General features: G+C 45.2%; 25 protein-coding genes. 15 read left to right on the top strand and 10 right to left on the bottom strand.

Going from position 1 to position 20,695, the window contains the following annotated elements; translation table 11 throughout:
- Window positions 1–176 precede the first annotated feature (176 nt).
- From MSG33_RS13970 to MSG33_RS13960, 3 genes are all read right to left on the bottom strand, one after another.
- A complete protein-coding gene (locus MSG33_RS13970) occupies window positions 177–1,310 on the bottom strand; it encodes a flagellin (protein ID WP_237308208.1) in 1,134 nt (377 codons plus the stop codon).
- Between the two features lie 149 nt (window positions 1,311–1,459).
- On the bottom strand, window positions 1,460–2,362 hold the full coding sequence (locus MSG33_RS13965) for a Dyp-type peroxidase (RefSeq protein WP_139060391.1): 903 nt from the start codon (window positions 2,360–2,362) through the stop codon (window positions 1,460–1,462).
- Window positions 2,363–2,407: 45 nt separating this feature from the next.
- Window positions 2,408–2,893, bottom strand: a complete 486-nt coding sequence (locus tag MSG33_RS13960) for a DUF2919 domain-containing protein (protein ID WP_012841521.1) — start codon at window positions 2,891–2,893, stop codon at window positions 2,408–2,410.
- A 143-nt stretch (window positions 2,894–3,036) separates the two neighbouring features.
- Between MSG33_RS13960 and MSG33_RS13955 the strand changes: the two genes are divergently transcribed.
- A complete protein-coding gene (locus MSG33_RS13955) occupies window positions 3,037–3,390 on the top strand; it encodes a DUF2956 domain-containing protein (RefSeq protein WP_134647219.1) in 354 nt (117 codons plus the stop codon).
- 3 nt (window positions 3,391–3,393) lie between these two features.
- A complete protein-coding gene (locus MSG33_RS13950) occupies window positions 3,394–3,726 on the top strand; it encodes a DUF4156 domain-containing protein (protein WP_081441201.1) in 333 nt (110 codons plus the stop codon).
- 34 nt (window positions 3,727–3,760) lie between these two features.
- Here the strand turns inward: MSG33_RS13950 and MSG33_RS13945 are convergent, their stop codons facing one another.
- Window positions 3,761–4,048, bottom strand: a complete 288-nt coding sequence (locus MSG33_RS13945; RefSeq protein WP_005380433.1) for a helix-turn-helix domain-containing protein — start codon at window positions 4,046–4,048, stop codon at window positions 3,761–3,763.
- A 292-nt stretch (window positions 4,049–4,340) separates the two neighbouring features.
- Between MSG33_RS13945 and MSG33_RS13940 the strand changes: the two genes are divergently transcribed.
- From MSG33_RS13940 to MSG33_RS13925, 4 genes are read left to right on the top strand one after another with little or no spacing between them, the layout of a single operon-like run.
- Complete coding sequence (locus tag MSG33_RS13940) at window positions 4,341–4,691, top strand: ArsC family reductase (RefSeq protein WP_104974904.1); 351 nt, start codon at window positions 4,341–4,343, stop codon at window positions 4,689–4,691.
- 18 nt (window positions 4,692–4,709) lie between these two features.
- Window positions 4,710–5,846 carry a succinyl-diaminopimelate desuccinylase gene (gene dapE, locus MSG33_RS13935; protein ID WP_047008854.1) on the top strand — a complete coding sequence of 379 codons (1,137 nt, stop codon included), beginning with the start codon at window positions 4,710–4,712 and terminating at the stop codon, window positions 5,844–5,846.
- Between the two features lie 14 nt (window positions 5,847–5,860).
- Complete coding sequence (locus MSG33_RS13930) at window positions 5,861–6,559, top strand: M15 family metallopeptidase (protein WP_248381302.1); 699 nt, start codon at window positions 5,861–5,863, stop codon at window positions 6,557–6,559.
- Window positions 6,556–6,759, top strand: coding sequence for a DUF2897 family protein (locus tag MSG33_RS13925; RefSeq protein WP_012841517.1), 204 nt, complete (start codon window positions 6,556–6,558; stop codon window positions 6,757–6,759). Before MSG33_RS13930 ends, MSG33_RS13925 begins: the two co-directional genes overlap by 4 nt.
- Before the next feature lie 105 nt (window positions 6,760–6,864).
- On the opposite strand, the gene bamC is transcribed toward MSG33_RS13925, so the two are convergent.
- Together bamC and dapA are read right to left on the bottom strand one after the other, a co-directional pair.
- Window positions 6,865–7,884 carry an outer membrane protein assembly factor BamC gene (gene bamC, locus MSG33_RS13920; RefSeq protein ID WP_006741687.1) on the bottom strand — a complete coding sequence of 340 codons (1,020 nt, stop codon included), beginning with the start codon at window positions 7,882–7,884 and terminating at the stop codon, window positions 6,865–6,867.
- Window positions 7,885–7,964: 80 nt separating this feature from the next.
- Window positions 7,965–8,843, bottom strand: a complete 879-nt coding sequence (gene dapA / locus MSG33_RS13915; protein ID WP_012841516.1) for a 4-hydroxy-tetrahydrodipicolinate synthase — start codon at window positions 8,841–8,843, stop codon at window positions 7,965–7,967.
- Between the two features lie 478 nt (window positions 8,844–9,321).
- Between dapA and MSG33_RS13910 the strand changes: the two genes are divergently transcribed.
- Window positions 9,322–9,864, top strand: a complete 543-nt coding sequence (locus tag MSG33_RS13910) for a glycine cleavage system protein R (RefSeq protein WP_012841515.1) — start codon at window positions 9,322–9,324, stop codon at window positions 9,862–9,864.
- 16 nt (window positions 9,865–9,880) lie between these two features.
- Window positions 9,881–10,351 carry a thioredoxin-dependent thiol peroxidase gene (gene bcp / locus MSG33_RS13905; RefSeq protein WP_248381301.1) on the top strand — a complete coding sequence of 157 codons (471 nt, stop codon included), beginning with the start codon at window positions 9,881–9,883 and terminating at the stop codon, window positions 10,349–10,351.
- 76 nt (window positions 10,352–10,427) lie between these two features.
- On the opposite strand, the gene MSG33_RS13900 is transcribed toward bcp, so the two are convergent.
- On the bottom strand, window positions 10,428–11,501 hold the full coding sequence (locus MSG33_RS13900; protein ID WP_047008856.1) for an AI-2E family transporter: 1,074 nt from the start codon (window positions 11,499–11,501) through the stop codon (window positions 10,428–10,430).
- A 1-nt stretch (window position 11,502) separates the two neighbouring features.
- A complete protein-coding gene (locus MSG33_RS13895) occupies window positions 11,503–11,739 on the bottom strand; it encodes a sulfurtransferase TusA family protein (protein ID WP_046875522.1) in 237 nt (78 codons plus the stop codon).
- Between the two features lie 257 nt (window positions 11,740–11,996).
- Between MSG33_RS13895 and MSG33_RS13890 the strand changes: the two genes are divergently transcribed.
- Genes MSG33_RS13890 through MSG33_RS13875 form a run of 4 tightly spaced genes read left to right on the top strand, consistent with a single transcriptional unit; the run spans window position 11,997 to window position 14,848 of the window.
- Window positions 11,997–13,448: a M48 family metallopeptidase gene (locus MSG33_RS13890; RefSeq protein ID WP_012841513.1), complete on the top strand. Its 1,452-nt coding sequence runs from the start codon at window positions 11,997–11,999 to the stop codon at window positions 13,446–13,448.
- A gap of 16 nt (window positions 13,449–13,464) precedes the next feature.
- Complete coding sequence (gene arsC / locus MSG33_RS13885; protein WP_005380410.1) at window positions 13,465–13,815, top strand: arsenate reductase (glutaredoxin); 351 nt, start codon at window positions 13,465–13,467, stop codon at window positions 13,813–13,815.
- Window positions 13,816–14,385 (top strand): NAD(P)H:quinone oxidoreductase, encoded by a 570-nt coding sequence (wrbA, locus tag MSG33_RS13880; protein WP_012841512.1) that lies wholly within the window; start codon window positions 13,816–13,818, stop codon window positions 14,383–14,385.
- 22 nt (window positions 14,386–14,407) lie between these two features.
- Complete coding sequence (locus MSG33_RS13875; RefSeq protein ID WP_012841511.1) at window positions 14,408–14,848, top strand: DUF2069 domain-containing protein; 441 nt, start codon at window positions 14,408–14,410, stop codon at window positions 14,846–14,848.
- Window positions 14,849–14,988: 140 nt separating this feature from the next.
- Here MSG33_RS13875 and MSG33_RS13870 read toward each other — a convergent pair whose 3' ends face one another.
- Entirely contained in the window at window positions 14,989–16,197 is a 1,209-nt protein-coding gene (locus MSG33_RS13870; protein ID WP_248381300.1) for a DUF2066 domain-containing protein, read from the bottom strand.
- 365 nt (window positions 16,198–16,562) lie between these two features.
- Here MSG33_RS13870 and MSG33_RS13865 point away from each other — a divergent pair, with 365 nt between their 5' ends.
- The gene (locus MSG33_RS13865) at window positions 16,563–17,816 is read left to right on the top strand and encodes a uracil-xanthine permease family protein (RefSeq protein ID WP_047008859.1); all 1,254 of its coding nucleotides are present in this window, start codon (window positions 16,563–16,565) and stop codon (window positions 17,814–17,816) included.
- A 121-nt stretch (window positions 17,817–17,937) separates the two neighbouring features.
- Here MSG33_RS13865 and upp read toward each other — a convergent pair whose 3' ends face one another.
- Window positions 17,938–18,564, bottom strand: coding sequence for a uracil phosphoribosyltransferase (upp, locus tag MSG33_RS13860; protein ID WP_041852906.1), 627 nt, complete (start codon window positions 18,562–18,564; stop codon window positions 17,938–17,940).
- A gap of 179 nt (window positions 18,565–18,743) precedes the next feature.
- Between upp and purM the strand changes: the two genes are divergently transcribed.
- Both purM and purN read left to right on the top strand, forming a co-directional pair.
- A complete protein-coding gene (purM, locus tag MSG33_RS13855; protein WP_104974900.1) occupies window positions 18,744–19,784 on the top strand; it encodes a phosphoribosylformylglycinamidine cyclo-ligase in 1,041 nt (346 codons plus the stop codon).
- Window positions 19,785–19,935: 151 nt separating this feature from the next.
- Complete coding sequence (gene purN / locus MSG33_RS13850) at window positions 19,936–20,598, top strand: phosphoribosylglycinamide formyltransferase (protein ID WP_248381299.1); 663 nt, start codon at window positions 19,936–19,938, stop codon at window positions 20,596–20,598.
- Window positions 20,599–20,695: the final 97 nt, after the last annotated feature.

Genomic DNA, 20,695 nt, shown 5'->3' with positions numbered 1-20,695 from the left:
GCGCTCAAACTGATTTCTTTAGGGAATTTTTTGGATTTTTTTGGAAAAAGTTCATTTGGAGAAGGAATCGTGATGAAGCAGATAAAAAAGCAAAAAAACGTCAAATTTTCGCTAAAGCTTCTTTTCGAGTTGTCGATACAGGCAGGTTTTACGTTAAATTCGAGCGAGGTCGATCATTAGCCAAGTAAGGTTAATGCTAGGTTTGGCGCTTGTTTTGCTTGTGCAAGAATAGAAGTACTGACCTGCTGCAAGATCTGCTGCTTCACCATTTGCGTGGTTTCTTTCGCGTAGTCAGTGTCTTGGATACGACTGTTGGAAGCGGCTAAGTTTTCGTGGATGTTATCCAGATTATTGATCGCGTGATTAAAGCGGTTTTGATACGCGCCTAACTCAGCACGATGGCTATCAACGTACTTCATCGCAGTATCTAGGACGGCCACGGCTTGTTGCGCACCACCGACAGACGTAATATCGATGTTATCAACCGCATCGTAACCTTTTAGCTGCAACCCAAGTTCACTCGCTAAGTCACCTGAAAACGATAAAGTGCCTGAAGTTTCTTCTCCAGCCATAAATAGCTGTAACTGGCCTTCTTCATTCACCGATGCAGTGACTTTGTCAGTTTGGCCATTGATATAAGTCGCAAGCTCTTCGATATCGTCGCCAGCTTTGGCATTAATTTGAATAGTTTCCGTCTCACCAAAACGATTTGTAAATGACATGCTAAGATCATTGGCACCGTCTTTTACTTTCCAATCAGAGTTTGCGCGTCCATTCGCAATGTAACTAAAGCCGCCCATATCAATACCATCACTGCGCATCGACTTTAATTCAACTTGCACAGCTTCACCTGACGCTGCACCGATTTGAAATGCCGACTTACCAAAGCTGCCATTGAGCAGTTTACGCCCACCAAAGGAGGTCGTTTCGGCAATGCGGTTTAGCTCATCGTTAAGTGCCGTCACTTCTTCTTGCAGTGCAGTGCGTTCCGCTTTGCTGTTTGAACCATTGGCTGACTGTAGCGACAAATCACGCATACGTTGCATGATATTGGTCACCTCATTCATCGCGCCTTCCGCAGTTTGCATGATGGAAATGCCGTCATTCGCGTTGCGAACCGCAACATCTAAACCACGCATTTGTGATTGCAAGCGGTTGGAGATTTGCAGACCCGCAGCGTCATCCTTTGCGCTGTTAATACGCTTCCCTGAAGACAAACGCTCCATGGATTGGTTCAGCATGTCAGTTGCACTGGTCAAATGACGTTGTGCGACAAGTGCTGCAACATTGGTATTAACGGTGATAGCCAAGAGACACAGACTCCAAATAAATTAAGGCTTTGGATACTTATCGACCAAATAATCGAAAGGTTTAGTCTTTTTTGAAAAAGTCTGTGGAATAGAAAAGAAGAAAATAAAAGCCCTCCAATTGGAGGGCTTAAGAAATAAAGTCTGAGAACTTACTTGATGGCTAGCTCTGCGAGCATTTCTTGTGATGGAGCGAAGAAGTACGCACCAGTTACCGCTTTTGTGAAACGAAGCATTTGGTCTGTTTTACCATCTGTCACGCCGTACATACTTTCTAGCATCACTTTAATGTTATGAAGTGTATTGCAGTAAGAAATAAACAGCAGGCCATGAGGCCCTGTTACCGTCCCGTATGGCAAGCTATGACGAACAATCTTGAGACCTTTTCCTTCTTCTTTAATATCAACGCGACCAACGTGTGATGCAGCAGGAACGTCTTCTAGCTCGATAGAATCTGGTTTGGTACGACCAATCACTTTTTCTTGCGCTTTGACATTCAAGCGATTCCAAGCGGCAAGGTTATGTTCGAAGCGTTGAGCCATGACATAACTACCTCCAGCAAATGGGCCCTCTTTTACTAGAGCCACATCAGCGCGAGCCTCCCCTTTCGGGTTTTCTGTCCCATCAATAAAGTCTGTCATATCACGAGCATCAAGGTAACGGTACCCATACGTTTCGTCCACAATGGTGACATCTTGTGCCGTCTCTTCTAGAAACTTACGCAGAACATAAAAGTGCAAGTCGTGACGAGTAGAGTGACAGTGAATCAGCACATCAACATCCGTTGCAGGCGCTACGATGTCCCCTTCGCCAAGTTGAGTAAAATCAATAAGCTCTTCTGGCGCGTCTACATTGAGGTGTTGCCAAAACGATTTTGTGAATGCGATAGAAAGGGTCAGCGCCGCGCCTGGCTGGGTAATATTTAACTCTTCCACTAACTTTGGTAGTGCTTTCAGCTTATCCAATACGTTTTCACGGTTTTGGTTCACTTTAAGTTGAGTGTACAGTGCAAATGGCCCTGCTTCTGGCACGATCGCCGTTTGAGCTTGTGACATTGAGGTTTCCTCTATACTTTGCCCCGGTGTGGGAAGTTATTGTTTTTAATTCTTCGAAGGCTGCTCTTCATTGCGCTCCAATTGTGGCACATGAAAACAGTCTTTTACCCATCTTCCATTTAGAAGATAGATCATAAACCAAGCTAATAAGGTAATGGTAAGGGCGTTTGCCCAGTTGAATACACCATGTTCCAGATACACATGATACATGGTCTGAGCCAGTTGGATACCGCACAAGATCAAAGTGATCTCTCGACCATAGCGAGTAATTCTGTTTACCCATCCTCTATCGGGGTGACGGAGCCCCATCAACCACATGAGAAGCAGGCTTGGAATGCCCATAGCCAAACCCAAATACAGCGTACTTGAGTCTGGATAAACAATAGCGAGTAGCTTACTGCCACTATCACGACTTACGCCTGCCATCGCAAACACAACCCATGAACGTACAAGAAACATCCATCCAAACCATAAAATAATCGGCGCTTTTAAAAATCCATGGGCGTCATATTGGTCAAACGAGTAGCGCACAACATCTTCTTCTTAATGTGATAAAACGCCACTTTAACCTATCATTTCAGAGTTGCAAGCCAGCAAAGATGAGAACTAAAGTTCATTTCATCATCTTACACAGGTAAACTAAACAAAGATTTACAATGACGTTGATGAGAAACATGAAAAAAAGAACTCCAGCTACCCCAGCGCCTTCTCAAGAAACTCAAGCCGAAGCGATGAGAATTGCCAAATCCACGCAGAAACCGGGGCAAACCAAAGAGCAAACCAAGCTTATCGCTCAAGGTATCGAAAAAGGCATCGCTCAATATAAGAAGCAGCAAAAAGAGCGCAATCGTCAAGCCGATAAAGCGAAGAAAAAACAGCAACGTGAAAAACAACGTCAGCATGAAGAAGCTATCGAACAAGACAACATCACCGACGATGCGCCAAACCATGCATCAAGCAAACTGCCTTGGATACTGCTCGCTCTGAGCTGGATTGGCTTTGCTGCTTACATAGTATTGGGGAAATAGCTGATGAGACGCCTGTTACTTGGACTTTTTGTCGTACTTCTCTCTGGTTGCACGATGCCTTCTCACCTTACTCATGCTCAAAGCCAAGATGTTCATATTCGCATTGACGCTCAGTTCAACCCTGATCGATGCGAATACAAAGGCGAAGTCACCGGAAGCGAGGGTCATTGGTATAACTACATTTTTATGACTAATGACGCGATGATGCAAGGCGCGATGAATGATTTAAAAAACAATGCAGCGGCTATCGATGCGGACACCGTTTTTATGGTCTCCCCGCAAGATTTTATCACCTCATTTAGCGTGCTGGGCTCCGCTTACCGCTGCAATGGATGACGCCTGAATATGAAAAAAGCCAGCAATTGCTGGCTTATGCACGAAATCCAAGACTGCTAGCGATATCTCTCTCCCGCTCTAGAACCCATTGGCTATCAAAAGGCCCCCAATCTGAAAGTTGATAATAGCCGTCATTATGACGTCGGCCATCTTGAACGAATATGAGTTCAATGCCGATCCCAGGTAACGCCTTGAGTACATCTTGAATTGTACGACGAGGCCACCCCGTTTTTTCGATCAACTTTGGCACATTCGGCCTTTCTAGGTTTTCCACCAACAAGGCCAAATATAGCCGCCTTGCAAAAACAGGACTCAATTCCATTGACACCTCCTAAAATTGTGCTGATTCATTATTTCGTTTTTGCTCAGCGAGATGTTGCGTTTGATCAATAACTCGACTTTTCCATTTGATTTAGACGATTTTTTATTCGATTTATAGTGCATTCATCGTAAATAAGTTACGTAACATCAGTTATCTCAATCTATCTGAAAATATTTTCCACCGCATTTTGTCAGTTTGATTGCTTCTTGATAGGATGCTATAGCAGTCCAAATCACTTAAGTGCGTCTTAACCGCGCCAGTGAAAAATAGAACAAAGAAAAAAGGAAACACTATGTCGATTACCATGTTTGGTATTCCCAACTGCGATACGATCAAAAAAGCCAAAAAATGGTTAGAAGCTGAGGATATTGCTTACGACTTCCATAACTACCGTAAGCAAGGCGTTGATGTAGCTATGGTAAGCGAATTTTGTCGCGCTTTAGGTTGGGAACAGGTGCTCAACAAACGTGGCACGACCTACCGCCAACTGACACAAGAACAGAAAGACACGCTTAACGAAGAAAACGCGATCGCTCTTTTGGTAGAAAATCCGGCGATGATCAAGCGCCCAATTTTAAAAGTGAATGATCAACTTCATATCGGTTTTAAAGCTGATCAATACGCTACCATTTTCAACTCTTAAATAAAGGAATACTCAAGGATGACAGACAGTCCAGTATTGGCACTTGCTAAAGATCTGATCAGTAGACAATCTGTAACGCCGGAAGACGCAGGTTGTCAGGATTTGATGATCGAGCGCTTAAAAGCACTCGGGTTTGAAATTGAAGTAATGGTGTTTGAAGATACCACGAACTTCTGGGCTCGCCGTGGTTCAGAAGCGCCACTATTTGCATTCGCTGGCCACACCGATGTGGTACCTGCTGGCAAACTGGAGCACTGGGATACACATCCGTTTGAACCAACTATTATTGATGGTTACCTACACGGTCGCGGTGCAGCGGACATGAAAGGGTCGCTAGCTGCTATGGTCGTTGCTGTCGAACGCTTCATTGCAGAAAACCCAGACCACAAAGGCTCAATCGGCTTTCTCATTACGTCGGATGAAGAAGGACCATTTATCAATGGTACCGTTCGTGTTGTAGAAACGTTGATGGCACGTGGCGAAAATATCGACATGTGTATCGTCGGTGAACCATCCAGCACCGAAGTAGTTGGCGATGTGGTGAAAAATGGACGTCGCGGTTCTATCACGGGCGATTTAACGGTAAAAGGAACACAAGGCCACGTGGCCTATCCTCACCTAGCCAATAACCCTGTGCACGAGTCTCTACTCGCGATTCATGAACTCGCAACAACAGAGTGGGACAAAGGAAATGATTATTTCCCACCAACCAGCTTCCAGATCCCGAACGTATCGGCTGGCACTGGTGCGTCTAACGTCATTCCTGGCGAGTTCCATGTTCAGTTCAACCTACGTTTTAGTACTGAGCTTAACAATGACGCAATTGTTCAGCGTGTTACCGAAACATTGGACAAGCATGAGCTGGACTACGATCTAAAATGGACATTCAACGGCGACCCATTCCTGACCGATACAGGCGCGCTGCTAGATGCGGTTGTTGCTGCTGTTGCCGACGTGAATGATACGAAGCCAGCCCTACTTACAACTGGCGGTACGTCTGATGGTCGCTTTATCGCTCGAATGGGTGGTCAAGTCGTAGAGTTAGGCCCTGTTAATGCTACGATTCATAAAGTGAACGAATGCGTGAAAGTGGACGATCTAGAAAAGTTGACTGACATGTACGAGAACACGTTGAAACACCTGTTAGCGAAGTAATCAGCGAGAGCACCATGACACCAGAGCAACTCACCGGAATCACTGATTCTCATCTTCAATCCACACTAGTGGGGCAAAAGGCATTTATGCTTCACCCTAAAGTAGTCAATGACTTATTGAAGATGATTAATGCCGCGACCGAAGCAGGTTTCAAAATGGAAATCGCCAGTGGTTTTCGTGACTTTAATCGCCAAAAAGCCATCTGGAACGGGAAATTTTCTGGTGAGTTGCCAATTCTCGACATCAACTCCCGCCCTTTGAATAAAGCAGAGTTAAATGACGAAGAGAAATTGATGGCCATTTTGCGCTGGTCGGCACTGCCTGGAGGAAGTCGTCATCATTGGGGTTGTGATTTTGATGTCTATGCGCGCAATTTATTGCCTACTGACACCAAACTCAAGCTGGAGCCTTGGGAGTACCTTGAAGGCCACCAACAAGCGTTCTACCAATGGTTAAAAGCCAACCTTGGTCGATTCGGCTTCTTCTTCCCTTATCAGCAAGATTTAGGTGGCGTTTCGATTGAGCCTTGGCACATTAGCCACCGCACTGTCGGGCAACAGTGCCTCGCGCAATTGACGCCTGATGTGCTCAGAAACCAGTTGATTCAGCAAAATCAAACCGACAACATTGCAGGGATTGACGTCATACTGAATAATTTGGATAACGTCGTTGCCAAATTTATTCACAATATCACGCCGCCGGAGGCTCTATGATAGAAATACTCACCAATCCTTGGGTCATTATCATTGTAGTGTTGAGCGTGGTCATTGGTAACATTGCCGCACTCAAATACACCGCAAAAATGAAGTTTGGTCAGATGGATAAAAGCCGTAAGAACGATTTAGATAAGCTGAACACGTTGGATAAACAGCGCTCCGCTGACGAGGAGAGTAACAAAGACGAGCCTCGTTAGTTAAACACCTACTTTATCTCGACACGCCGAATATAAGCATCAAAAAGGGACCACTGGGTCCCTTTTCAATTATTGTGTAAACGTATCGCGTTAAGTTCGCTTTGGTTACTGCTTCACCGTCGCAGCCAATACAGGCGCTAGTGATTTCAAAAACTCTTCTTCTACTGGCTTACCAGAGGAATCCGTAATATTGATAGACGTACGGTTGCCTAAATCGCCAAGTAAGAATGTGTACTTACCAGCGTCTAACTCCACTGGTTTAACGCCGATATCGTTCCAGAATTCATCATCCGGAGACGCATATTTCGCAGTGATTGTGCCCTGAGACTGGCTACGCTCTTCAATCTTAAAGCCCATCTTAGGTAGAATATTAGGCAGTCGTTGCCAAAGCATGTTGTATTGCGCGCGCGCGACAATCACAGGAAGCCCACTACGGTCTTTACCCATTGTAATTGGGATCTGTTTAACCAACTCTTGCGCTTTACGTTGTGCTTCTTCACGTACTTCTTGATCGTAGCGAGCGGTTACCAAGTTCGTCATGAACACATTGTAGCGCTCACGGTTGGTCGCCGTTACTTCTTTCACTTGATTGCCTTCACGCCAGTCAATAAGACTAACTTTAAAGCCGTGTCGACCATTTGCTTCAGCACGTACGATCTCATATCGGCTACCAATTTCCAGCTCTTCGTCTGGCGAATCCCACGTCACCCAACCCGTCTCAATGCGAGAATCTGTTTGGCTTTCAACTGGAATCTCGTTGGCCGCGACCATGTTTTGTACGGTTTGCCAAACCTTGTCTAGTTCATCTTTACGAAGTAGCCAAAGTGTCACTTCACCATCACTACTGCGGTCCAGACGTGCACCAGGAATAAGCTCTAGGACTTGTTGAGGTGGACGAATGTCGACATCTTTACCTACACCACCAGCGTAGTTACCCTGAGGGATCTCATAGTTCGGGTAAAACTGTGGCTGTGCGCCTTGCGGGACATTCCACTCACCCAAATTGGGGGAGTTCAAATACTCGAAGTCATCTTTTGCTTGACGACGTTGATTGGCACCACCTGAACAGGCAGTCAATACGAATACAGCTAATGAACTTAACACTAACTGGCTTGAAAGCTTCATCTATACTCCTAAAACACCGAGGGCGCTTTGGCCCCCAGTATGAACTTCAATCCTAGTAACTCAATCTTAATAGCTCAATTTTAATAAATACCGGCGTCGGTTAACGCCTGTTCAACGATCGGCTGCGATTTTTCAGAAAGTGTGGTTAAAGGAAGACGCAAACCACCTTCTTCAATCAAACCAAGCTTTTGCGCTGCCCATTTTACTGGGATAGGGCTTGCTTCAATGAAAAGGTTTTTGTGTAGAGTCATCAAGCGTTGGTTAATCGCTTCTGCTTCTTCATACTTACCTTCACTTGCCAAATGGAACATGTCTGCCATGTCTTTAGCTGCAATATTGTTTGTTACCGAGATAACACCATTGCCGCCAAGTTTCACAAAATCGAGACCCGTCGCATCATCGCCACTTAGTAAGATAAAATCTTCGCCACAAAGTTCACGGTGAATTGCAATTCGGTCCAAATCGCCCGTTGCATCTTTTAAAGCCACGATATTATCAAGCTTTGACAAGCGTGCCACTGTTTCTGGCTGCATATCAACAGCAGTACGGCCTGGTACGTTGTATAAAATTAGAGGCACATCACTCGCTTCAGCAATTGCTTTGTAGTGCAAGAACAAACCTTCTTGAGTTGGTTTGTTGTAATACGGTGTCACACTCAGGAAGCCAGCAATACCAGAATCAGCCAGTAATTTGCTAAATGTTACTGCCTCGTGGGTTGCATTTGCACCCGTGCCAGCAATCACAGGGATGCGACCGTCGGCAAACTCAACAGTTTTATTAACGACCTTTACATGCTCTTCAATGGTCAGTGTCGCTGACTCACCTGTTGTGCCTACTGCCACAATACCGTCTGTACCCGCTTCAACGTGGTACTCTACTAGCTTTTGCAGACTGTCAAAGTCTACTTCGCCATCTGCTTTGAATGGCGTAATCAGCGCTACGATACTTCCTGAAAACATGTTTATCTCCCTCATTTAACTCTTTCTGCATGGTACTGTAATGCGATTGAAAAACACAAGAGCGTAAACTCGCTTACAAAGTACAAATGAATGAATAATTATCAGTTGTTAGAGGTCTAGCAACTTAATTGCTCTATTTGGTTTGATTAGCGGCAATATTGATAATCGTGTTGGGCTTCGAGTGACTTTAGAATCTATCAGTGATTTGGAAAATACTGAAGTGCACAAGCCAGGAAAATATACTCTTGGGTTGCGCTCACCAAGTCAGACCTGAGTGAATAAAAAGACCAAACAATACGCAAGCACATCATGCAAACGTTTTATTTCCCCCCAACTCCCTCGTTTACTGCTTGCCTCCAATCGTTCACCTCAAGAGCCAACCTACTTTTTTGTAAACTAAAAAAAGAACTGACTCGATATTTCTCCGCAATATCTGTGCTAACATCTCTCTATTGAAGAAAGGACAAGAAGCTCATTTATGAAGCAACATCTGGTACTTACAGCAGTTGGAACGGACCGTCCAGGCATTTGTAACCAAGTCGTACACCTCGTTACTCAAGCCGGTTGTAACATAGTCGATAGCCGTATCGCTATCTTTGGAAGTGAATTTACGCTGATCATGCTCCTAACTGGGAACGCCAGTAGCGTGACTCGGGTAGAAACGCAATTGCCTCTACTTGGCCAAGAGCATGACCTGATTACGATTATGAAGCGTACGTCGGCGCACGAATTGCTCGACAACAGCTACACAATGGAAGTGTTTATTGAGTCTGAAGACCGCCCAGGTCTGACTGAAAAGTTTACTAAGTTCTTCGCGGATCAACAGATTGGTTTGGACTCTCTTAGCGCCCAAACTATCAGTAAGTCGAAAATTCAACTTGATGCGGACCAATTCCACATTGCGATTACCGCATCAGTAAGTGCGGATTGTAACTTAATGCAATTACAAGAAGATTTCGATGAACTTTGTCAGTCGCTCAACGTACAAGGTTCTCTGAATTTCATTAAAAACACACTATAAAGTAAAGGAAATCACCATGAATACGCTGACAGCAGGCTCGCCAGCGCCAGCCTTCTCTTTGCTCGACCAAGACGGAAATACCGTTTCTATTGAAGACTTTAAAGGCAAGAAAGTACTTTTCTACTTTTACCCTAAGGCGATGACTCCGGGTTGTACTACACAAGCAAAAGGTCTTCGTGACATCAAAGCTGAACTCGATGCACACAACGTGGTGGTACTTGGCGTAAGTATCGACCCTGTAAAACGCCTAGGCAAATTCATCGAGCGTGATGATTTAAACTTCACCCTGCTTTCTGACGAAGATCATGCCGTTGCAGACCAATTTGGCGTTTGGGGCGAAAAGAAATTCATGGGTAAAGTATACGATGGTCTTCACCGCATTAGCTTCCTGATCAATGAAGAAGGCGTAATTGAACACGTGTTCAACAAGTTCAAAACCAAAGATCACCACGAAGTCGTATTAAATTACCTGAACGAAAACGCATAAGCGCGATCCGTTCTCAAATAACAAAAAGCCCAGCAAACTGCTGGGCTTTCTTTTGAGCATTGTACTTTGGTAACGCCTACTCTTGTTCGGCGGGTTCGTTTTCTTCCGTACTTGGTAAAGCATGCCATACGGCTTTAACTAGTGTCGCCAAGGGAATGGCGAAGAATACGCCCCAAAAACCCCACAAGCCACCGAAGACTAACACTGCCACAATGATGGCAACTGGGTGTAGATTTACCGCCTCAGAAAACAGAACAGGAACCAACACATTACCATCCAGCGCTTGGATAATACCGTAAGCAAGCAGCAACCAATAAAACGGAGGCGCAAGACCCCATTGGAACAGACCAACGATGGCGACAGGCACAGTTACAGCTGCCGCGCCGATATAAGGAATTAACACCGATAGACCGACTGCTACGGCAAGCAGCGCCGAATAGCGAAGGTCTAAAATGGCAAAAGTCACGTAGCTCACGCCACCCACGATTAAAATCTCGAGCACTTTACCGCGAATGTAATTGGAGATCTGCTCGTTCATTTCATGCCAAACTTTATTCGCGAGTTTACGGTTTTTCGGCAAAACACCACTCGCGATTCTTAGCATCTCTTCTTTGTCTTTCAGTAAGAAGAAGATAAGTAGTGGCACTAAAATCAGGTATACCGCTAGCGTCGCAATACTGACTAATGACGCAAGTGAGCCTTTTACTACACTCTCACCAAGTCCCAACGCTTGGTTTTTGGCATTTGTCACCACGGTTTCTACAATTTCTAAGTTTGCTAACTCAGGATGACGTTCTGGTAGCGTGACAATAAACTTTTGTAACCCGTTGTACATGTTTGGAATATCGTTAATTAGATTACCGACCTGAGTCCAAATCGTCGGAACCAAACCAAACAAAGCGATCAACATCAATCCGACGAACATTAAGATCACGATGATGACCGACAAAGTGCGCGGCACGCCCATGCGACACATTTTTACGACTGGCCATTCAAGTAAATAAGCCAAAACGATCGCGACAAGCAATGGCGCAATCAAATGCCCAAAGAAGTAAATGGTGATAAAACCAAACAGCAAGATCGCGACGAGACTTACTGCATGAGGGTCTGAGAAACGTCGTTTATACCAACGACTAACCATTTCAAACATCTTATGCGGATTCCTTATTGAATACAGTCAATGTGTAGTGCTCTGATGTAGATTGGCAATCAACTGAGTACCCTTGGGCACTGAGATAGTTCACAATGTCTCGTTTAGAGCTGTTATCCACCACTTGAATAACAAGTTGATGATACTGCTGCGTTTCTCCTTGAAAGACTTCAGCAGCGTGACGCTTTGCAAGTAACAGTGCCATAGGGCAACGTTGTTCACGCAAATCAAGTAACATGGATTCCATTGTATTGCTCTGCACTTATGATAGGGTTGTATTGTAACGGCTTTTTGAGCTGGTGCTAGCACTTCTGACATGATTTAACCACATGCTGAAATGACTCGGATATAAAATAATTTACGAAACCAATTCATTTATTTCCGGTCTTATTGCTAGCTTATATCCTCGCGGATAACCAAAACGCATGTGGCGCTGTTGAGAGGTTCTCAGCCTCTAACCACATGCTTATGTATTTTGGAGAACCTTTTAAACGTATGTTAAAACGCACTCGCTCGCTAGTTTGCTTATGTCTTGCAGCTGCAATCAGTTCGCCGACAACTTATGCCAATAGCATCGACTTGCCAGACATTGGCACGGCTGCTGGTGGCACGCTCTCAATAGACCAAGAGTTAATTTACGGCGACGCCTATATGCGTATGCTCAGAGCCAGTAAACCTATCGTTAATGATCCTGTTATCAATGAGTATATTGACGCTCTCGGGCACAGATTAGTAGCCAATGCGAACGATGTAAAAACGCCGTTTCACTTCTTTATGATTCGCGACCGCAATATTAACGCGTTCGCGTTTTTTGGTGGTTACGTAGCGTTGCACTCTGGGTTGTTTCTTCATGCACGTTCAGAAAGCGAGTTAGCCTCTGTTGTTGCTCACGAGATTGCGCACGTCACACAACGCCACCTTGCGCGCAGCATGGAAGAGCAAGCACGTCGCTCTCCGGCCACATTAGCTGCACTCGCTGGCGCATTACTGCTTTCGATTGCCTCACCAGAAGCGGGGATGGCTGCAATTACGGCGGCAACCGCAGGTAACATGCAAAGCCAAATCAACTACACTCGCGCAAATGAGAAAGAAGCGGACCGCTTTGGTATTTCGACACTGGCAAAAGCTGGTTTTGATGTTCAAGCAATGCCACGTTTTTTTGGCCGTCTTGCAGATGAATATCGTTATGCGAGTAAACCGCCGCCAATGCTACTGACTCACCCACTACCTGAAGATCGAATTACCGATAGCCGTGCACGAGCAAGGACCTATCCACCAATGCGTGTTGTGCCTTCAATAGACTATCACCTAGCGCGTGCGCGCATTGTGGCTCGTTACGCTGGCATTGATGGACAAGCTGCTTTGGGCTGGTTTGAGCGAACTCAAAAGAAAGCCTCTGCGGACATCACACCTGCTTTTGACTATGGGCGAGCACTCGTACATTTAGACAGCAAACGCTTGTCTCAAGCGGAACCTATTTTGAAAAAGTTGCTGGAGCAGGACCCAAGTAACCCGTTCTACCTGGATGCTATGACGGATTTATATATCGAGAAGAAGCAGCCAGAAAAAGCAACCGAGATGCTCCGTAAAGCGTTATCTCGGAACCCTCAAAATAAAGTATTGACCATTAACTATGCCAATGCGCTACTTGAGGACAATAAAAACGATCAAGCCACGCGAGTTCTTCAAAGATACACTCATGATTATCCTGAAGATACAAATGGCTGGCACCTAATATCGAAGAGCTACCACGCGCTAGGACGTAGTGATGAAGAGTTGGCTGCGCGAGCGGAAATTTTGGCGTTGCGAGCAAACTGGAATAAAGCGATTCAATATTATAGTGAAGCAAGTAAAATGGCCAAGTTGGGCAGCTTAGAGCAAGCTCGATACGATGCCCGTATTGACCAACTCATGATCCAAAGAGATCGATTCATGGCATTACAATAACGAAATGGAGAAAACCATGTCAGTCGTGATTTATCACAACCCTCGTTGCTCAAAGAGCCGTCAAACACTTGAACTGCTTGAGCAAAATGGTGTTACACCGGAAGTCGTCAAATACCTAGACACACCACTTAACGTAGATGAGCTAAAAGCGCTGTACGCACAACTTGGCTTTTCATCTGTACGTGAAATGATGCGCACCAAAGAAAGCGAATACAAAGAACTTGGCCTAGGCGAAGACTCTGTTAGCGATGAGCAATTGTTCGAAGCAATGGCGAAAAATCCAAAATTATTTGAGCGTCCGGTGGTAGTTGCCAACGGCAAAGCGAAAATTGGTCGACCACCAGAGCAAGTGTTGGATATTCTATAAATGGATTGCCAGATCCTTATTTTGTATTTCAGCCGTCACGGCTCGACAAAACAACTGGCAAGACAGATAGCAAGAGGAGTCGAATCGACTCCTCAATGCCAAGCAATTTTGCGTACAGTTGAAGAATTGTCACCTCACTCACACTCCCCTTCTGATCCAATTGTTACTCTAGAGGAACTGAAAACGTGCGACGGTCTAGCGTTTGGCAGTCCCGTCTGGTTTGGCAACATGGCTGCGCCTTTAAAGCACTTCTGGGATCAGACTACATCTTTATGGGTCAGTGGTGACTTAATCGATAAGCCAGCTTGTGTCTTTACCTCTTCCTCTTCGATGCATGGTGGTCAAGAAACAACGTTACAAAGCATGATGACCCCTTTATTGCATCACGGGATGATGGTTTTGGGCATTCCTTATGCCGAACCAGAGCTACACACTACGCAGTCCGGAGGCACTCCGTATGGCGCCAGCAGTGTAGGCCATGAGGCAACCCTCAGCAGTGAAGAGATTCGTCTGGCACAACAACTAGGCAAAAGGCTGGCAACTGCAGCGTTAAAACTAAAAGTCTGTTAGTAAAATCAAGGATAGTTAATCGATGTCTGACTCTTTAGACCAAACACCACTCGGTACACAGGCTAAAACCTATCGTTACCTAGCTTTATTTGGCAACTTAGCCTTATTAGCCTGGGTCGCAATTTGGCAGCTTGCGTTGTCCCCTCACCCTCACCTTAGCAGCACAACACTTGCTATTGCTTGGTGTATTCCGCTATTACTTCCGTTGCCTGGTATTTTGGCTGGTAAGCCTTACACTCATGCTTGGGCTAACTTTGTTCTTATGCTGTATTTCTTGCATGCGCTGACCATCCTTTATGTGGATGGTGGAGAACGTTGGCTTGCGGCAGTAGAGTTGCTCCTGACTTCACTCGGTTTCGCTGGCAATATTTTGTTTGCTAGAGCGAGAGGCAAAGAGCTAGGTCTTAAGTTGAAGCGCCTCTCTCAAGTAGAAAAAGAAGAAAAAGCGAAATTCAATAAATAACGCCAATCGCAATCAATCACTGAGCATTGGTTCGAATACGAATTTAGAAAACAACAAGAGTCGCTATTGCGACTCTTTTTTACGCTTACCACATTGGTGTTTGATCCTTGCGCTTTACGCCTGGAAAGCTATCAATGCGATTACGATGCCGAGCGCCACTCGTAGATCAAGTCATACTGTTCTCGGACAGGCTCCACAATCATCGGCTGAGTTGGTTGCGTTTCGTCCTTTGCTTCCGCCGCGATATCCGCAGGCACTTCAGACTGCACTTTTTCGACCATAGCTGTATCTTTAGCTTCATTCATCGGAGCAATTGGCTCTGCTTCTTGAGTTAAAGCTGGGGCATCAACTTCACCCAAAGGATCTTCAAAAACCATTAATTGAGAAATAGAAGAAGCTTCTTTCTCAAAAGCTTGTTGAGATGCCAAAAGATGGATGTTGAGCGTCAGCTCATCACCTTGGACACGCTTAATTTCCGTACCCGCAACCGAATTAAGTTGTTTTAACGCATTCTCTAAACGGAAGAAGTCCGTGGCAGACGTTACATTAAGGACTTTCACCGCCAACGCTTTTGAAGATTTTCCAGATACTACCACTGCGCTCTTACTCGCGTAGTAGTCAGCGATGCCATCAACCATCTCAGCAATGGCATTGGCGCCTGATGCGGAACCGTTACGCGGAGAGCGCTGTGCTTCAACAATTCTCATTGGTGATTGATCGTATAACGTCCAGCGAATTTGTTCACCTTGAGCGCGCACAACTAAAACGGCATCCGCTGGGTAGCGCTGGCTCGCTTGGCCAATTGGCTCAATAAAGCCGCCCCAAAGATCAGAAACATTAACACCAGTTACATCATCAAAATCACCAACTGGGATCGTAATCGGCAAGCCTCTCGATTTCGTAGCACTGCGAAGTGCTACAACGTTTGAAGAGTCGGAATGCTCCCAAGCAATATTACGATCGTAGCCCTGCTCTTCCACCATCCAAACCAAAATATTGGCGCGATTTGGCGACCAAGATGGCAATTGTGCTTGTGTTAAAAGCGAGCTGATTTGGTCACTGTTAAACAACATTTTTAAGCTCACCTTTCCATCAACCTGCCCATAGCTCAGTTGGGAAATGTAACGCGCACTTGAACCAAGTGCCTTTTTTATCACTGGATTGCTTAAAGAGGATTGAGAACCGGTCGCTCGAACAATCACATCCTGCATACCTTGTTGACGAGCCAGAGACTCACCGTCGTTCTGCTCACTGTCGATAACCACTTCGGCACGATAGATATCCACCTGAGTTAATGCATATACTGGTAGGGACAACCAACCTATCAGTAAGAGAGCTAAATAGCGCATAGTTTTTATAATCCTCTGAACAAGAACCCGAATAATAAGCAACTATCAAATCTTGAGCAAGGTAAGTACTGAGTAAATTGTCTGTATTATGACCAGCTTTGTTAACTCGGGTCTCAACGAGCACTCTAGCGTTGTTTTTCATAATAAACTCATTGCTTATCCAGCTATCTCAACAAGTTAGACAGTTCATTTTTCATCGTCACGCAAGACTCGTAAAAGAGGCCAATTTGCAAGCAACTAACTCTCAAAAACGCTATTTATGGGAAAGATTCAATCGAAAGTTTGATCCATGCAACGTTGCAAACGATTGCAGGATGATAGTATTCGCCGGATTTGTCTGCGTATCTTGAAAATAGGGAATTATTATGAAAAACGCGTTACAAGGCGCTCAAATGCTCTTTGTCGCTTTTGGTGCTTTGGTGCTTGTGCCGCTGCTAACTGGCCTTGATCCAAATGTCGCCCTCTTTGGTGCCGGTGTCGGTACTCTCCTCTTCCAATTAATGACTAAACGTTCTGTTCCCATCTTCCTTGCCTCTTCTTTTGCGTTTATTGCTCCTATTATGTTCGGTATCCAAACTTGGGGTATCGGCGCAACGATGGGCGGCTTAATGGCAGCGGGCTTGGTTTATGTGGCTCTAGGGGCGATGATCAAAGTGCGTGGTGTTGGATTTATCCATAAAATTCTCCCGCCTGTTGTCGTTGGCCCTGTGATCATGGTGATTGGTCTTGGCCTTGCTCCAACAGCAGTGAACATGGCGGTAGGTAAAACCGGTGATGGTGCTGCACAGCTTGTTAATGGTGATGCTGCGATCATCATCTCGGCGGTCTCACTGCTCACAACCATTGTACTAAGCGTGTTTGCAAAAGGCTTTTTGAAGCTCGTTCCAATTGTCGGTGGTATTCTTGCAGGTTACTCTGTTTCTCTATTCTATGGGGTGGTTGATTTCACTCCAGTAACACAAGCAGCTTGGCTAGCTATGCCAAACTTCACCGCGCCAGAGTTCAACATAAACGCAATCTTGTTCATGATTCCTGTCGCTATCGCACCTGCGGTAGAGCACGTAGGTGACATGCTTGCTATCTCAAACGTTACAGGTAAAAACTACCTGAAAAAACCTGGCCTTCATCGCACAATCGCAGGTGACGGGGTGGCAACTATCGCAGCCTCGATGGTGGGTGCTCCACCAAACACCACTTACAGTGAAGTTACAGGAGCGGTAATGCTAACCAAAGCATTTAACCCTGTGATCATGACTTGGGCTGCGATCACTGCAATCGTACTTGCATTGGTAGGTAAGCTAGGCGCGGTTCTTCAAACGATTCCAGTACCTGTCATGGGCGGTATCATGATTCTGTTGTTCGGCTCTATCGCCACGGTAGGACTTAATACACTGATCAAGAATAACGTTGATTTACATAAGTCTCGTAACCTAGTGATCGTTGCCGTAACACTTGTATTTGGTATTGGCGGTATGGCTTTCGGTATTGGTGAGTTCAGCCTACAAGGTGTGAGCCTATGCGGTATCGTGGCAATTATTCTTAACCTTGTGCTACCAAACGATTTAGGTGAAAACCACGTTGTAGATAACGCACAAATGGAAGAAGAGAACGCGAAATAATGCGTCTGCGCTGCTTTACTGAGTGGCGCATTTTATTCTTCTCGTATTATAGATATAAAAAAGGCTTGGTTTTCACCAAGCCTTTGTTTTTTCTGTTCAGTCGTAGTAATACATTAAAGAATTACTTAGTACCGAAGATCTTATCACCTGCATCACCTAGACCCGGTACGATGTAGCCTTTGTCATTTAGCTTCTCATCGATTGCCGCAGTGTATAGCTCCACATCTGGGTGTGCTTTTTCTAGCGCTTCAATACCTTCTGGTGCAGCAACAAGTACCAACACTTTGATTTGGTTACAACCTTTCTCTTTTAGAAGATCAATCGTAGCAATCATAGAACCACCCGTTGCAAGCATTGGGTCAACAACAAGCGCAATACGCTCATCAATGTTAGAAGCAAGCTTGTTGAAGTAAGGAACTGGCTCAAGTGTTTCTTCATCACGGTAAATACCAACAACACTGATACGTGCGCTTGGCATGTGCTCAAGAACTCCGTCCATCATGCCTAGACCTGCACGTAGGATTGGTACTACGGTTACTTTTTTACCTTTAATTTGGTCTACTTCTACCGGACCGTTCCAACCATCAATGGTCACTTTTTCTGTTTCAAAGTCTGACGTTGCTTCGTAAGTAAGTAGGCTACCGACCTCAGTCGCTAACTCACGAAAACGTTTTGTGCTGATGTCACCTTCTCTCATTAGACCAATTTTATGTTTTACTAGAGGGTGCTTTACTTCAACAACTTTCATGTCCATCTCCGGCTATAGTTGGCAATATTTAAACAAACCTTCAGATTATACATGATTTTTACAGGGATATCAGGATAAATCACTAAAGAAAAAAACAGACGCAAACGTTTGCTATCTGTGTTTAAGCACTGTTAGAATAGCGCCGTTTTCATATCCAACTTAATACCGAGGACTTCCCTGTGAGTGGTAACAACTCTTCTCTTAGCTATAAAGACGCTGGTGTAGATATTGATGCAGGCAACGCGCTTGTGGATCGTATTAAGGGTGCGGTAAAACGTACTCGTCGCCCTGAAGTTATGGGTGGTATCGGTGGTTTTGGCGCGCTATGCGAATTGCCAACCAAATACAAACAACCTGTACTGGTTTCTGGTACTGATGGCGTAGGTACTAAGCTTCGCCTAGCACTGGATATGAACAAGCACGACACTATCGGCATCGACCTTGTTGCGATGTGTGTAAATGATCTTATCGTGCAAGGCGCAGAGCCACTGTTCTTCCTAGATTATTACGCAACAGGCAAACTAGACGTTGATACCGCAGCGGATGTTGTTTCAGGTATCGCGGAAGGCTGTATTCAAGCAGGTTGCGCCCTAATTGGTGGCGAAACTGCAGAGATGCCTGGTATGTATGAAGGCGAAGACTACGACGTAGCTGGTTTCTGTGTTGGCGTAGTCGAAAAAGAAGACGTGATCGACGGCACGAAAGTCGCTGCTGGTGATGCACTTATCGCTGTTGGCTCAAGCGGCCCACACTCAAACGGTTACTCCCTTATCCGTAAAATACTAGAAGTATCTGGTGCAGATAAGAACGAAGAACTAGCAGGTCGCACTATCGGTGAGCACCTACTAGAACCAACTAAGATTTACATCAAATCAGCACTTAAGATGATTGAGAAACACGACATCCATGCGATTTCTCATATCACTGGTGGTGGTTTCTGGGAAAACATCCCACGTGTGCTGCCTGAAGGCACAAAAGCAGTTATCGATGGTAACAGCTGGGAATGGCCAGTGATCTTCAAGTGGCTACAAGAGAAAGGCAATGTCGACACACACGAAATGTACCGTACGTTCAACTGTGGTGTGGGTCTAATCGTTGCACTACCTAAAGACCAAGCGGAAGCCGCGGTTGCTCTTCTTCAAGAAGAAGGTGAAAACGCGTGGGTGATTGGTCAAATCGCGCAAGCAGACGCGAATGAAGAGCAAGTTGAAATCCAATAATTTGCAAATCGAGCCCACAAGATAAAAAGAATGAGGACACTAGATGACTAGGTCCTCATTTTGCTATCTAGAACAATAAAAACCATTCTATTAGTAGGTAGTTTAGAAGCTACATAACTCCAACCTACAATACCAAGGCACTCTCGACATCATGAAAAACCATACCCTAAAAAACATTGTGGTCCTCATCTCGGGTAACGGAAGTAACCTGCAAGCTATCTTGGAAGCTTGCGAAGACAGCATGCCAAACGCACGAGTAGCAGCCGTGTTCTCTAACAAAGCCGATGCTTTTGGTTTAGAACGTGCAAAAAACTTTGATGTAGACGGTCACTTTATCGACCCTAAAGCATTCGACTCGCGTGAAAGCTTTGATGCAGAGCTAATGAGTCAAATCGATGAATACCAACCAGACGTGATTATTCTGGCGGGCTACATGCGTATTCTGAGCAGCGAGTTTGTTTCTCATTACATGGGTAAGATGATCAATATCCACCCTTCTCTTCTACCAAAATATCCTGGGCTACACACACACCAGAGAGCAATTGATACTGGCGACAAAGAACATGGTACGAGTGTGCACTTTGTAACGGAAGAGCTTGATGGTGGCCCTGTCATACTGCAAGCAAAAGTTCCGGTGTTCGAAGACGATGATGCTAGTGTACTTGCAGCGCGTGTTCAGGCTCAGGAACACCGAATCTACCCTATGGTGGCTAAGTGGTTAGTAGATGAGCGTTTGATCATGAAGGATGGTAAAGCCTATTTAGATGGCGCAGAGCTTGGCGCACACGGCTACGCCTCCGATGAGTCGTCCTGAATACCAAACTCCAAACACAAAAGAGCAGCCTGAGAGCTGCCTTTTGTTATTTTGAAACATATAAAACTGATTCAAGAAAACCGTAGTGAGACTAGAA

Source organism: Vibrio sp. 1CM7H (assembly GCF_023161645.1).
In the GTDB taxonomy this organism is placed as follows: domain Bacteria; phylum Pseudomonadota; class Gammaproteobacteria; order Enterobacterales; family Vibrionaceae; genus Vibrio; species Vibrio diabolicus.
The sequence above is the reverse complement of the archived record's forward strand: the minus strand, read 5'-3'. Positions and strand labels throughout refer to the sequence as shown.

Coding starts and splice junctions, on each gene's coding strand:
- MSG33_RS13945 (WP_005380433.1), bottom strand. CDS start 4,048: ATGGAATTGAGTCCTGTTTTTGCAAGGCGGCTATATTTGGCCTTGTTG.
- MSG33_RS13940 (WP_104974904.1), top strand. CDS start 4,341: ATGTCGATTACCATGTTTGGTATTCCCAACTGCGATACGATCAAAAAA.
- MSG33_RS13890 (WP_012841513.1), top strand. CDS start 11,997: ATGTTAAAACGCACTCGCTCGCTAGTTTGCTTATGTCTTGCAGCTGCA.
- MSG33_RS13930 (WP_248381302.1), top strand. CDS start 5,861: ATGACACCAGAGCAACTCACCGGAATCACTGATTCTCATCTTCAATCC.
- bcp (WP_248381301.1), top strand. CDS start 9,881: ATGAATACGCTGACAGCAGGCTCGCCAGCGCCAGCCTTCTCTTTGCTC.
- wrbA (WP_012841512.1), top strand. CDS start 13,816: ATGGATTGCCAGATCCTTATTTTGTATTTCAGCCGTCACGGCTCGACA.
- MSG33_RS13910 (WP_012841515.1), top strand. CDS start 9,322: ATGAAGCAACATCTGGTACTTACAGCAGTTGGAACGGACCGTCCAGGC.
- dapA (WP_012841516.1), bottom strand. CDS start 8,843: ATGTTTTCAGGAAGTATCGTAGCGCTGATTACGCCATTCAAAGCAGAT.
- MSG33_RS13895 (WP_046875522.1), bottom strand. CDS start 11,739: ATGTTACTTGATTTGCGTGAACAACGTTGCCCTATGGCACTGTTACTT.
- purN (WP_248381299.1), top strand. CDS start 19,936: ATGAAAAACCATACCCTAAAAAACATTGTGGTCCTCATCTCGGGTAAC.
- MSG33_RS13965 (WP_139060391.1), bottom strand. CDS start 2,362: ATGTCACAAGCTCAAACGGCGATCGTGCCAGAAGCAGGGCCATTTGCA.
- MSG33_RS13955 (WP_134647219.1), top strand. CDS start 3,037: ATGAAAAAAAGAACTCCAGCTACCCCAGCGCCTTCTCAAGAAACTCAA.
- MSG33_RS13865 (WP_047008859.1), top strand. CDS start 16,563: ATGAAAAACGCGTTACAAGGCGCTCAAATGCTCTTTGTCGCTTTTGGT.
- arsC (WP_005380410.1), top strand. CDS start 13,465: ATGTCAGTCGTGATTTATCACAACCCTCGTTGCTCAAAGAGCCGTCAA.
- MSG33_RS13925 (WP_012841517.1), top strand. CDS start 6,556: ATGATAGAAATACTCACCAATCCTTGGGTCATTATCATTGTAGTGTTG.
- MSG33_RS13950 (WP_081441201.1), top strand. CDS start 3,394: ATGAGACGCCTGTTACTTGGACTTTTTGTCGTACTTCTCTCTGGTTGC.
- upp (WP_041852906.1), bottom strand. CDS start 18,564: ATGAAAGTTGTTGAAGTAAAGCACCCTCTAGTAAAACATAAAATTGGT.
- MSG33_RS13870 (WP_248381300.1), bottom strand. CDS start 16,197: ATGCGCTATTTAGCTCTCTTACTGATAGGTTGGTTGTCCCTACCAGTA.
- dapE (WP_047008854.1), top strand. CDS start 4,710: ATGACAGACAGTCCAGTATTGGCACTTGCTAAAGATCTGATCAGTAGA.
- bamC (WP_006741687.1), bottom strand. CDS start 7,884: ATGAAGCTTTCAAGCCAGTTAGTGTTAAGTTCATTAGCTGTATTCGTA.
- MSG33_RS13875 (WP_012841511.1), top strand. CDS start 14,408: ATGTCTGACTCTTTAGACCAAACACCACTCGGTACACAGGCTAAAACC.
- MSG33_RS13900 (WP_047008856.1), bottom strand. CDS start 11,501: ATGTTTGAAATGGTTAGTCGTTGGTATAAACGACGTTTCTCAGACCCT.